Consider the following 11,858-nt stretch of genomic DNA (forward strand, 5'->3'; position numbering starts at 1 on the left):
CTTTTTTGCTACATTTTAGTTGATTGATTCTTTTTGCCAATCAATGGCTAATTGCAGGCAGCCTTTGATGCCACTTTCATTCACTAGTTGCCATGGAACAATGTACTCTTCTACACTTGGAATCGAAATGTAGCCCCCTAGTTCCAGCAAAAATTGTTCTCTGATTTTTGACAGCAAGTGGGTCTGATTCATGACACCACCGCCTAAAATAATCTTATCTGGTACAAAGGACAATGTATAATTGACCAATGCTTGCGCTATATAATAGGCTTGCAGCTCCCATACAGGATGATTTTCAAGAAGAGTCTCTCCCTTTTGCCCCGTTCGTGCTTCGATGGAAGGACCGGCAGCCAGCCCTTCAAAGCAATCCTGATGATAAGGGCAAGTGCCGACATATGAATCCTCTGGGTGCCGTTTGATCCGGATATGCCCCATTTCAGGATAAGATTTGCCTTGGAATAACTGGTTATTCACGATTACGCCGGCACCGATCCCAGTCCCCACCGTCAGATAAATACAGGTATCGCAGTCTTGAGCAGCCCCTTTTTTTAATTCCCCATAGGCCGCTGCATTGACATCTGTTGTCCAAACCATTGGAATCGGATAGCGTTGTTTTAACGTCCCCAAAAAGTCAAAATTTTGCCATCCCGCTTTAGGTGTTGCCAAAACATGCCCATAGTTGGCTTGCTTGGGGTCCAATCCGATTGGACCAAAGCTGCCGATCCCCATCGCGGCCAGCTCATACCTATCAAAAAATCGGAAAATTTCGGCCAGTGTTTCTGCGGGTTCTCTCGTAGCGATTCGCTGTGAAGCAATAATCTTCCCCTCTTGATCCGCTACTGAACAGTTCATTTTTGTTCCGCCTGCTTCTATGCCTCCATACATCATTGCCTATCCCTACTTTTCTACTCGAATATCGAAATAATCCATTACTAGCTCACAAAACATCATGTTTGCCCAAGAAAACCATTCACGAGTGTAATCCGTTGGATCATTGACATTGATACCCTCATGCATCAAATGCGTTCCTGCATCGATCGCTACCAACTGATCTAAAATTTGGGCTTTTTCTTCTTTGTTTGGTGTCGTCAATCCAGTCATCGCCATCGCGATCGGCCAAACAAAATTATGCGGTGTATGAGATGAGCCGATCCCACTAGCAAATTCGCCTTGATAGTAATAAGGATTTTCGTCACTTAAAAGTGTTTTTCTCGTAGCTAGATAAGTTGGATCTTCCATGGAGCCATAGCCTAGATAAGGTGCAGAAATCAGGTTAGGTACATTGCTGTCGTCCATGACAGAGGCATTGCCTAACCCATCCACTTCATAGGCATAGATCGTTTCGCCAGCTTGATTCGTCGTATACGCATATTTTTCGATCCCCGCTTGGATCTCTTGCTTTAAATCGGCTGCTTCGGCCACTAATTCAGGCACATCTAAAATGTCGGAGAAAATCAGTTCCAAATAACCTAATATCACAACAGCGAACATGTTTGACGGAATCAAATAGCCATAGACACAAGCGTCGTCGCTTGGACGAAATCCTGACCAAGTCATCCCTGTTTTAGCAACTGGGGTTCCTTTGCCGGCGAACTTCAGCGTATCTTCTTGACGTTCTGTTTGGCGCTCAAATTGATATGGTGACTGCGCGTGATCTTGTTCTGTCCGAAAGACGGTTAGGACTTTTTTGACCCCTTCAATAAAGTTTTTATCAAAGTGATCGGTGCGCCCGGTGTTTTTATAAAGTAGATAGGCTAACTGGATCGGATAGCACAATGAATCGATCTCATATTTCCGTTCCCAGATCCAGCCGTTCATTTCGGTTAGATCATCTTGGTGTCCGGCAAAATTTTCTGTTTCATTGAAGGCATTGGCGTAAGGATCGATAGTGATAAACATAAATTGCTTTTTGACTAATCCGGCAATCATATCAGACAGTTCTTGATCATCTTTTGCTAAACACAGGTACGGACGGACTTGAGCGGTTGAATCTCGCAGCCACATTGCAGGAATATCACCTGTCAAAACAAAGGTACTGCCATCTTCTTGCTTCTTGACAGTGGTTAATACGGTATTGGCAAATGCCGCATTAAAGTTTTCCGCCCAATTTGCATGGTCTTCGCCACAAAGCAACGTGATTTTCTCCATAAAACTCTTAATTACTTTCGGTATTTCGCTGTATCCCATCTTCTTTTCCCCTTTTACAAAGAAGAGCCGACAAAAGTAGACAAAGCCGCTGGTCTTTCTGCAACGAGAAGCTTCGGGTAGTTGATGTTCAAGACTGTTCAATCCTCCATCCTATGCCCGATTTGCTAAGAATGAACCAACCTTCGCTGATCTTGAAAATCTGCTGCCAGTCCTTTCGCTTTGTCTACTGATATTTCTCTTCAAACTTTAAATGATTGCAGCACTTTCTAATGCCATGACCCCTGATAATTGGTCAGACAAGAAAACACTAGTTGGAATTTCTGCGACTAACCAGTCTCGGTAAGCTAACAGATGTCCTTCCTTCTGACTATGCTCTAACAAGCGTTCACAGCTGGATGTCACAAATCCTTTGATGGAGGCTATGTCTAAGCCCACTTTTTCTGCTTCTTTGACTAAGAGATTCAAATAACGGTATTCAATGCCTTTGAACAATCCAATGTCACCACCATCTCCTTCATCATTGAAGACCCCATCTTTACCAATAACTTCAAAGGATGTTTTGGCACAAGTGATTGCATCTTTTAAATAAGAAATATCGTCAGTCACATGATAAAATTCTATCAATGCTCCAATATAGACCCCTTGGTTGTAAGTAAATTTCCATTGCACATCGATTTTGCCATCGCCATTACGATTGATACCATCTTCTACGAATTGTGTGTCCGGCTGTACCAAATATTTTTTCATCCATTCTAGTGTCTGTTGGCTTGTAGTCAGATAGCGTTCATTGGCTTCAACTTGATACAGACGTAATGCTAGAATAATAATTGGTGCATTTACAGGTGTATTCTTATAGTCAAGCTGCGTGCGTTTCCAAGCAAATCCGCCATTCATATGATCATTCCAAGCAGTATCAAAAATATCCAGACATACTTCTCGGGCGTCAGCTAGGTATTCTTTTTTCTTAGTCAAGTCATACAAACGTAATCCAGCTAATGCGTTCCACAACATGTCATCATAAAATTCATGCAGCAATGTGTTATGGTTTCTTGCTTTATTGTAATGATAGGTTTCTTCTGCTTGCTGCAAGTAAGCCATATCGTTGGTCCGCAGATAAGCATCAATGCGTACATCCACTAAATGCGCGATCCACCAGTAATTGAAGGTTTCATTTTCTTTCTCATCCCGCAATGGATAAACGTTGTTCATAAATTGTTCTTTGGAAGCTGCTTGATAGAAATAATCGATACTTGTTTGTGCAAGATCGGCATACTTGTTAAAATCGGTCATTCTCCTGATCCTTCTTTCAATATTTTGTCACCTTGTTGTTGAGCATTTTCTAGTGCTTTTTGCGGCGTTGTTTTTCCAGAAAAGACATTTTCTAATTGTGGAATAAGGGCTAGTTTTTCGACATCGGAATACCCCATAACAGTTGGTCGAATTTTAGCAAAATCCATGGTTTCCACAAAAGCTTTGTACTTCTCATTTTCAGTAAAGTAGGTATTTTGCGCTGCTTCGATATTTGCTGGTAGCCAAGTGGAAATTTTTGCAAACTCGACACCGATATCTGGGTTGGTCGTCCACCATTTAATAAAGTCCCAAGCTGCTTCTTGGTTTTTGGCCGTTTTGGGAATCACTAAACCAAAGCCACCCGTCAACGCCCCTTTGTCCCCATTTGGTCCAGTTACTGGAGGGACGACCCCATAATCCAAGCCATTCACTTTATCATAATCTGCTAATGCCCAAGGTCCGTTATAGGTCATCGCAACTTTACCAGCTGCAAATGCATCAGATCCATCATTAAATCCTTGTTGATAGACCTTCGCTTGATTCATTAATTGATCCCAGAAATCAAGAACGGTCATTCCTGCCTCAGAATTAAAAGCAGTGGCAGTATTATCAGCGTTCAGCATGGTTCCGCCAGCTTGCTGCAACCACATATTGAACAATCCAACGTCATCAAGAGAAAAACCAGCTTGCACTAACGTTTTTCCATCCCATTTTGTTGTTTTCTTCGCAACATCCAACAACTCATCCCAAGTCTTTGGTGGTTCTACTCCAGCTTCTTTCAGTAATGTTTTGTTATAAAAGAGAGAGCGGTTGTCTACTAAAAGTGGGATTCCATATTGTTTATTGTCGTATTGCATTTCTTTGACAGTTTCTTCATAAAAATCGCCCATATCTACATTGTCTTTTTTGATCAAATCATCTAGATCCAATAAGGCATTTTTTTTGGCATACATCGCTGTATTGACGCGATCCCACAAGATAACATCTGGAATTTCGCCACCCGCCATTCCGGTCAGCAGCTTTTCTTCAACGTTGTCTTGAACTTTGTAGGTCACCTCGTATTTGTCTTGGCTATCATTGTATTGATCGATCAATTGATTGAGCTGATCGACTTGGTCACCACTCCAAGAACCCCAAAAAGTGATTTTCTGCTTTCCGCCAGCTCCATCATTGCTTGCCTGATCATTGCCTCCACCACATGCACCTAACACTGTCATCGCTGCTACTAACAGCAATCCTTTGATTATGTTTTTCATCACATTCACTCCTTCGTTTTATTTGATACCGGCATCTGCCATGCCTTGTACATAATTTCGTTGTGCAAAAATGAATAGAACTAAAACAGGTAGTGTTGCCAAAATCGTTCCTGCCATCAATGGACCATAATTTGTATTGTAGTTGTATTGGAAAGCTGCCAGTCCAACTTGGACCGTTTTCATTTCATCTGCATTCAAGACAATCATCGGCCACATAAAGGCATTCCAGCCTGCTTGAAAAGTCATAATACCTAGCGTTGTCAAAGCAGGTTTTGCTAGCGGAAAATAAACATTCCAGAAAATCTTGAACTCACTTGCACCATCGATTCGAGCACTTTCTCCGAGTTCTTTTGGTAATTGTTCGAAGAATTGTTTCATAAAGAAAATCGAGAACGCTCCTGCTGCTCCGGGAAGCAGGATTGCCCAATAGGAATTGATCAATCCTAACCCACCAGTACCAGTTAGATCATTTCCTCCAGCCAACGGGAATCCGCGAAGCACAATAAAGGTTGGAATCATTGTGACAATACTTGGAACCATCATTGAAGCTAGAAAAACGAGAAAGATTGGTTTCTTCCCTTTGAATTTCAGCTGACCAAAAGAATAACCAGCTAATGAACCAAAAAATAAATTTGTCGCTACACCCCCAAGTGCTAATATCAATGAATTTTTTAAATAGTTTAAGAAAGGCATCGTTTCAAAAACTTCTTTATAATGATCCCAAGTAAAGTGGCTTGGAATGATTTGCATCGATCCACTGAGAATCTCGCTATCGGATTTAAAGGATGTCGACAAGGTCCAGATAAACGGCAGAACCGTTGTCAAACTGATCAGAATCACCAAGCAATACCAGATGAATGACTGCATATGTTTTGTTTTAGCCATCGTTTTTTCTCCTTTAGTTTGTTTCTGTATTGGTCAAACGCATATTCACCAGTGAAAAAATGAAAATGATCATGAACAAGATAAATGACAGCGCAGAAGCATACCCCATTTCTAGTCCACCAAATCCTTTATTATAAATATAGTAAACAAGGGTGATTGTGGAATTTCCAGGTCCGCCTTTTGTCAGCATATAGGCTTGGTCAAATACTTGGAAAGCGCCGATGATCAATTGTGTGCTAACTAAGAATGTTGTTTTGGATAATTGGGGCCAAGTGATACTCTTAAATTTTTGCCACGCATTTGCGCCTTCAATATCTGCTGCTTCATAAAGAGCAGGATTGATCCCTTGTAAACCCGCCAAGAAAATCATCATGTTTCCGCCAAAACTCATCCAGACACTCATAATGACGATTGCAGTCATTGCCCAATTGGAACTATACAGCCAAGCTGGACCATTGATTCCAATCAAACTAAGCAACTGATTGAGCAAACCATACTGTGGATTTAAGAGCCAATACCAAATGGTTGCTGTAGCCACCGATGAACATAAGACTGGCAAGTAAAAAAATGTTCGGAAAAGACTGGTGGTCTTCATTTTGCGATTCAGCAACATGGCGGCTGCTAGAGAGACGACTAATCCCAATGGCACATACAGTAAGGTGTAGACGATAGTGTTCTTTAAGGAAATAAAGAAAAATTCATCTTGAAAGATACGCGTGAAATTCTTTAAACCGATCCAATTGGGGCTTTCAATGATCGTATAATCGGTAAAACTATAGAAAAGTGCCATCACTATCGGGATAATTGCAAAAACAACTAGTAGAAGAACAGGAACCAGAATAAATACATAGGCAATGTTTTGCTGTTCATTGATCCCTCTCTTTTTCTTTCCTAACTCCATTTATTAACCCCCTTATTAAATATAATATAAAACTATTTAATATATTAAATATCTTTACAAGCGAATTATATAGAATTAAAAAGAATATGTCAACGGTTTCATAAAAAGTTTTTTTGATTAAACTGCTTGCTTTATTAATATAATATATTTAATATATACATAAATAGTTCTTTTATTTTTTGAGAAATGGAGGCGCATGCATGAGTAAACCTTTGTACCAAACGATTTATGAAGATTTGAAACATCAAATCGAAACAGGCACTGTCGCAATCAATGACACACTGCCTACTGAAAAAGAATTATCAACTACCTATAGTGTTAGTACGATCACGGTCAAAAAAGCACTGGATCTGTTAAAAGAGGATGGCTACATTGTCAGAAAGCCTCGAAAAGGTTCTGTCGTTGTCACAAATAAGAAGGCAGACATTGTTCCGAACAAACTCATTTTCGGATTGATCATCACCAACTTTACAGACTTTTTTGGCGCTCAAATACTGCGAACAGTTCTAGAAACAAATACTGAAGAAATCAATTTCATCGTCAAGATCAGTTATGGTGATCCTGATCGCGAAAATGAGTTGATCCAAGAATTGATTGAAATGGGCATTCAGGGTTTGATCCTACTGCCGACATCATCAGAATATACCTCGCCAAAAATCTTAGAATTGATTTCTAAAAATTTCCCGATCGTTGTAATTGATCGTCTGATGGCAAATTTGCCGATCTGCAGTGTGCAAACGGATAGCTTTGCTGCTGCAAAAGAATTGACAAATTATCTCTTTGCCAAACACCATGACAAGATTGGCTTGATTACTTCCGATAGCAGTGTTTCAACGATTGATGAACGAGTCAATGGTTTTCTCTCTGCGCATGTGGATGCCAACCGGGCTGTCAGCCAAAAGCAGATCTTGTCGAGGATCGACTCTGTGGTCCCCAGTTCTTCTCGCAAGATCGAAGATGATGTGGCACTTATCGTGGCCTTTCTTCAAAAGAACCCAGAGATCACAGCTCTTTTTACCACAGAATACAATATTGCTTTACTTGCCAAGAGTGCGATTGAACAATTGGGAAGGCAAGTCCCACATGACTTTTCAGTTGTTTGCTTTGACCATCCTACCGTCAACATTTTTGACTTGAATGCTTTTATTTTCACTCATATCGAGCAAGACCAAACAGCCATCGGCAAGCATGCCATTGATCTTTTACTGACAAAAATTGCTCATCCTGATACGATTGAAAAGATCAACCTCGGCTATCGGTTGATTGAAGGAGATTCCGTTATTTCTAGATGATCGTCTGTTCCTCTATCGAAGCAGTACATTAGCGATCCGACTACAAATAGACAAAAAAACACACCTCCGTTCTGACTCGCTGAACGAGTCAGAACGGAGGTGTGTTTATTGGGATAGCTGTCATTCTTTAAACTAGACAGTCCTCCTTTTAGTTATTCTCGATGACTGCGACTTCTTTTCTTGTAGGCATCCCCGTTTGGGCACCTAATTTTTGAACAGAAAGTCCTGCACCAAGATTCGCTAAAACGACCGCTTCTTTAAATGGCACCCCATCACTTAATGCAGCCGCTAAGATACCATTGAAGGTATCTCCTGCACCGGTAGTATCAACGACGGTCACTTTCTTTGATGCCACGGTCACGATTTTACCGGAATCAACGAAACTTACCCCTTGACTGCCTCGTGTCACTACCAATTTGGTAGCGTGCGTTTGCTGCCAAGCTAGAATCGTTGCTTCGATTTCAGGTTCAGGGATCAATTCTTTACCGATCAATGTGGCAAATTCCGTCTCATTTGGCGTTAAGATATCGACATAAGGCAGTAATTCCCCTACGATATCATGATAAGGTGCGGGATTCAGTAGTGTTGTCACGCCATTTTCCTTTGCGAGCTGTAACGCATACCGAAGCGTATCTACCGGAATCTCAATTTGTACCAGCAAAACATCGCTTTCTATGATTTTATCAGCTATTTGATCTACATATTCACGATCTATCAGTCCATTGGCACCGGAGATTACAGTGATGCAATTATCTTGCGGTAATTTAAAAATACTTGCGATACCAGTAAAGATATTTTTTTCTTGTGCAACTGACTGAACATCCAGTTGCTCTTCACTTAAGTGTCGATAGACTTTTTCCCCAAACGTATCTTGACCAATTTTTCCTAAGAATGTCGTTGTTCCGCCAAAACGGGCGGCTGCAACTGCTTGGTTGGCCCCTTTCCCGCCGACAAAATAATCAATTTGATCTCCTATGATCGTTTCGCCAATTTTTGGCATTCGCCCAGTCGTGATAACAATATCCATATTCACACTGCCCAAAACTGCTATTTTACCCACTAAATCACCTATTTCTTTTGTATATATAGAACGGGCCAAACGCTTCGCGACCCGTAACAGAAGTTGTCTCTATCAAAGAAAAACCGGTTTTCTCAAATAAGTGCTGCATCGGCTCATTCGTATGGTTGGTCAGAGAATAAATGGCATCCCCTGCTTTACAAAAGTCTCTTAGACAAGTTTTCACCCAAGCCGAGCCCAACCCATTCCCCATTTCTGATGCTTTTGTCACGAGCCTTTGGATACATTTTGTATGTTCATTATACCCATGACTCTCTTCGTGCGCCAAAAATTCTGGACTAAGGGTTCCTGCACTAACGATTTCTCCTGATTCATTTTTATGAATCAGTAATTGTTTTTTACAGATATCTGTTTTGACGATATCCTTATCAGGGTAACTGCTTGTCCATTGGCAGATCCCCTGTGTCTCCATATTTTTTTTTGCATCAACAAACAACTGCCAAATTTCATCCAGTTCTTCATGGCATGCATATATTAACTTATCCATCAAATCAATAAGGCAGTAACAACAGCGACAAGACAACTACTAGGATAATTCCTATGATCGTAGGAACACTGGTCCGTTTCAGCAAACGAACCGGACTCACACCAATCGATGACGAAACGATCATGACAACTGCTGCAACTGGTGAAATCGTCCGCGCTAAGTTAGCAATCATTTGCATTGGCAGCGCAATCAAGATACCATCGATACCGGCTTTTTGGGCAATATTGGGAATCAGCTCGATCACAGCATAGAACATGGCTAATCCACCACCACTCAAAATACCAAATAACGCTGTCGCGCCACTGAAAATCAGTGTGGTTAGAACACCGGCAGATTGAGAGTTTTCAACCGCACTCATCAAAGAATCGATCACGCCTAGACTTTGAATCGCTGTGGTGAATAAGGAACCCCCGACTACTAACATAACGACTTGGCTGAAACCTTGTCCCATTCCTTTGAACAGTTCGACTGCACTTTCTTGGGCAATCTTAAATGATTTCTTACGGAACCCTTCAATGATCAATGCTACGAAGAATGAGATCATTGTCAAAACAAAAATGTCCATCGTCACATTTTCTCTAAAAATACCAATAATTCCAACGATAATGATCAAGACTAAAGGTAATAATGGCAAAATGGCATAAAATGTCGGGACAACTTTTTCATCCGCCGCACTTTCAACTTCTTTCATCTCGACAAACGCTTCTGAACCTTCCTTTTTATCGCAATACGTTTGCCAGAAGTAGTGGACAACAGCTAAAATAAGTAAGGTTGGGATCGAGACCTTCGCATGATACAGCACATAAGTCAGAATGTTGTAATCCAACGTTTGTGCAGCAATCACATTGTCTGCTCCTAATGGTGTTGGCATGATCGTTGCGGTCATTGCAATGACCCCTGCTGCTGTCATTGATGAAATTCCAATACCTTGTAAGAGCGGATACAAAATAGCCATTAAAATAATTGCTAAACTAGAGGCACTTGGAACAACTAGAGACATCAAATTTCCTAACAGGAAAACAATCGGTATAAACAACGCTTTGGATTTGATTTTGGTCATTGGCTTGACTAAGATATTGACCGCTTTTTGATTGGCACCAATCAAATTCATATAGCCGGAATAGCCAAATAAAATCATGATCACTAATCCTGCTGAGCTAACTTGTGAGATGATCGTGTCTTTCAGTTTCAGAAAAATATCAAAGAAAGCCAGACCAGTTCCTTCTCCTTCAGGATAGAGAGGATTTCCCAATGCCACCGACGCACCTAATAAGACAATCGCACCGATAATCAAAATAAGCGCTGGATTATAACTCTTAATAATAAAATAACCAACGATACCTAAAACAACTAATACTAAAATTGCTTCAATCATTTTTTCCCCTCCTATTTACACTGACTGATTGCATGTAAAAACCATTCCTTGAATTTATTCTCATCGACATCGACACAGACACGGCAATTCTTTTCTTTGCCAAGTTTATTGTTCAGATCGATGATCGTAGCGCCAGAAGTATACTCCCCTTTTGTTTCTACTGCGACAAAGGTTTCTTTGATCTCAAACATTTCCGGACAAAGAACGTAAGCTAAAGCACAGCTGTCGTACATTTTTAATCCGGTACCAAAACTTCCACCTCGATATTTCTTGAAAAGGTGGTACATCATATCTCCAGTTTGATTCATGTCTTTGATTTTTTCGCTGTCTTCAGGATAAACCAGTGCTTTCAACCCGACATCTAATGGTGCGACTGCTAGCGAAAGACCGCTTTCAAAAACGATTTTGGCTGCTTCCGGATCAATCGCGATATTGAACTCTGACAAAATACCAAAGTTTCCTCTGCCTAGCGCACCACCCATTAAAACCAATTCTTCAATTCTTTCTTTGACTTCAGGATGCGTTTTAAGAAGAAGTGCAATATTAGTCAGTGGTCCGATTGCGATAATCGTCATCTTCTCTGCAGAAGCCATCAATGTGCGATGCATGGCTTCAACGGCACTCTCTTCCAATAAACAACTGCGATTTGGTGTTGGAAACTCGTACCCTGCCATTCCTGTTACACCATGAACATCGCTGGCATCTTTTACTTCACGAAGCAAAGGTCCAGCTGCGCCTTGGGCCACAGGAATTTTCAAGTTCCAAAAAGTCAGCAACTTCAACATATTTTCCGTCACATATTTGATCCCTACGTTTCCAGCAACTGTCGTGATTAATTTCACGTCTAACTGATCACTGAACAAGCCAATTCCTAATGCTACTGCATCGTCAATTCCCGGATCCGTATCAATAATTACTGCTTTGTTCATAAGTAAACCCCTTTCGTTTTTTGATAAAACGTTTTATCAATCGGCTAAAAATAAAAAACGTTTGATAAAACGTTTTATCATTTGTTCTCCCAAAGAATACCACTTATGTAAAGCGCTGTCAATAACGAATACAAAAAAGCTTTCCATAAATTTGCGCTGAATTCTAACCTAGACAATCGTTGTGTTGATCAGTTAAACAGCTACGTCCTGATATAAA

Annotated in this window: 11 protein-coding genes; 1 reads left to right on the plus strand and 10 read right to left on the minus strand. The window is 40.8% G+C overall.

Annotated features, from left to right (window positions below):
* Positions 1–15: 15 nt before the first annotated feature.
* From AB5Z52_RS01015 to AB5Z52_RS01040, 6 genes are all read right to left on the minus strand, one after another.
* Positions 16–885 carry an ROK family protein gene (locus AB5Z52_RS01015; RefSeq protein ID WP_134874763.1) on the minus strand — a complete coding sequence of 290 codons (870 nt, stop codon included), beginning with the start codon at positions 883–885 and terminating at the stop codon, positions 16–18.
* A gap of 12 nt (positions 886–897) precedes the next feature.
* On the minus strand, positions 898–2,187 hold the full coding sequence (locus AB5Z52_RS01020; protein ID WP_113849336.1) for a glycoside hydrolase family 125 protein: 1,290 nt from the start codon (positions 2,185–2,187) through the stop codon (positions 898–900).
* Positions 2,188–2,394: 207 nt separating this feature from the next.
* Positions 2,395–3,438, minus strand: coding sequence for a glycoside hydrolase family 76 protein (locus AB5Z52_RS01025; protein ID WP_003125607.1), 1,044 nt, complete (start codon positions 3,436–3,438; stop codon positions 2,395–2,397).
* Positions 3,435–4,694 carry an ABC transporter substrate-binding protein gene (locus AB5Z52_RS01030; RefSeq protein ID WP_003125606.1) on the minus strand — a complete coding sequence of 420 codons (1,260 nt, stop codon included), beginning with the start codon at positions 4,692–4,694 and terminating at the stop codon, positions 3,435–3,437. The genes AB5Z52_RS01025 and AB5Z52_RS01030 overlap by 4 nt, the downstream gene beginning before the upstream one ends.
* Before the next feature lie 18 nt (positions 4,695–4,712).
* Positions 4,713–5,579 carry a carbohydrate ABC transporter permease gene (locus AB5Z52_RS01035; protein ID WP_003125605.1) on the minus strand — a complete coding sequence of 289 codons (867 nt, stop codon included), beginning with the start codon at positions 5,577–5,579 and terminating at the stop codon, positions 4,713–4,715.
* A gap of 13 nt (positions 5,580–5,592) precedes the next feature.
* Positions 5,593–6,480, minus strand: coding sequence for a carbohydrate ABC transporter permease (locus AB5Z52_RS01040; protein WP_003125604.1), 888 nt, complete (start codon positions 6,478–6,480; stop codon positions 5,593–5,595).
* 200 nt (positions 6,481–6,680) lie between these two features.
* On the opposite strand from AB5Z52_RS01040, the gene AB5Z52_RS01045 reads away from it, so the two are divergent.
* Positions 6,681–7,772, plus strand: coding sequence for a substrate-binding domain-containing protein (locus AB5Z52_RS01045; protein WP_005470543.1), 1,092 nt, complete (start codon positions 6,681–6,683; stop codon positions 7,770–7,772).
* 148 nt (positions 7,773–7,920) lie between these two features.
* Here AB5Z52_RS01045 and rbsK read toward each other — a convergent pair whose 3' ends face one another.
* Genes rbsK through rihC form a run of 4 tightly spaced genes read right to left on the minus strand, consistent with a single transcriptional unit; the run spans position 7,921 to position 11,641 of the window.
* On the minus strand, positions 7,921–8,832 hold the full coding sequence (gene rbsK / locus AB5Z52_RS01050; RefSeq protein ID WP_288551445.1) for a ribokinase: 912 nt from the start codon (positions 8,830–8,832) through the stop codon (positions 7,921–7,923).
* Positions 8,833–8,836: 4 nt separating this feature from the next.
* Positions 8,837–9,337 carry a GNAT family N-acetyltransferase gene (locus tag AB5Z52_RS01055; protein ID WP_131732007.1) on the minus strand — a complete coding sequence of 167 codons (501 nt, stop codon included), beginning with the start codon at positions 9,335–9,337 and terminating at the stop codon, positions 8,837–8,839.
* Positions 9,338–9,341: 4 nt separating this feature from the next.
* Positions 9,342–10,712 carry a C4-dicarboxylate transporter DcuC gene (gene dcuC / locus AB5Z52_RS01060; protein ID WP_003125600.1) on the minus strand — a complete coding sequence of 457 codons (1,371 nt, stop codon included), beginning with the start codon at positions 10,710–10,712 and terminating at the stop codon, positions 9,342–9,344.
* Positions 10,713–10,723: 11 nt separating this feature from the next.
* Positions 10,724–11,641, minus strand: a complete 918-nt coding sequence (gene rihC / locus AB5Z52_RS01065; protein WP_005470538.1) for a ribonucleoside hydrolase RihC — start codon at positions 11,639–11,641, stop codon at positions 10,724–10,726.
* Between the last annotated feature and the right edge of the window lie 217 nt (positions 11,642–11,858).

The sequence above is a fragment of the Enterococcus sp. RTP21361st1_A6_RTP21361_211029 genome (genome assembly GCF_040910045.1).
In the GTDB taxonomy this organism is placed as follows: Bacteria; Bacillota; Bacilli; order Lactobacillales; family Enterococcaceae; genus Enterococcus_D; species Enterococcus_D gallinarum.

What these genes read in the sequence shown, in the direction of transcription:
- dcuC (WP_003125600.1), bottom strand. Translation starts at nt 10,712, where the DNA reads ATGATTGAAGCAATTTTAGTATTAGTTGTTTTAGGTATCGTTGGTTAT.
- rihC (WP_005470538.1), bottom strand. Translation starts at nt 11,641, where the DNA reads ATGAACAAAGCAGTAATTATTGATACGGATCCGGGAATTGACGATGCA.
- AB5Z52_RS01015 (WP_134874763.1), bottom strand. Translation starts at nt 885, where the DNA reads ATGTATGGAGGCATAGAAGCAGGCGGAACAAAAATGAACTGTTCAGTA.
- AB5Z52_RS01040 (WP_003125604.1), bottom strand. Translation starts at nt 6,480, where the DNA reads ATGGAGTTAGGAAAGAAAAAGAGAGGGATCAATGAACAGCAAAACATT.
- AB5Z52_RS01055 (WP_131732007.1), bottom strand. Translation starts at nt 9,337, where the DNA reads ATGGATAAGTTAATATATGCATGCCATGAAGAACTGGATGAAATTTGG.
- AB5Z52_RS01030 (WP_003125606.1), bottom strand. Translation starts at nt 4,694, where the DNA reads ATGAAAAACATAATCAAAGGATTGCTGTTAGTAGCAGCGATGACAGTG.
- AB5Z52_RS01025 (WP_003125607.1), bottom strand. Translation starts at nt 3,438, where the DNA reads ATGACCGATTTTAACAAGTATGCCGATCTTGCACAAACAAGTATCGAT.
- AB5Z52_RS01020 (WP_113849336.1), bottom strand. Translation starts at nt 2,187, where the DNA reads ATGGGATACAGCGAAATACCGAAAGTAATTAAGAGTTTTATGGAGAAA.
- AB5Z52_RS01045 (WP_005470543.1), top strand. Translation starts at nt 6,681, where the DNA reads ATGAGTAAACCTTTGTACCAAACGATTTATGAAGATTTGAAACATCAA.
- AB5Z52_RS01035 (WP_003125605.1), bottom strand. Translation starts at nt 5,579, where the DNA reads ATGGCTAAAACAAAACATATGCAGTCATTCATCTGGTATTGCTTGGTG.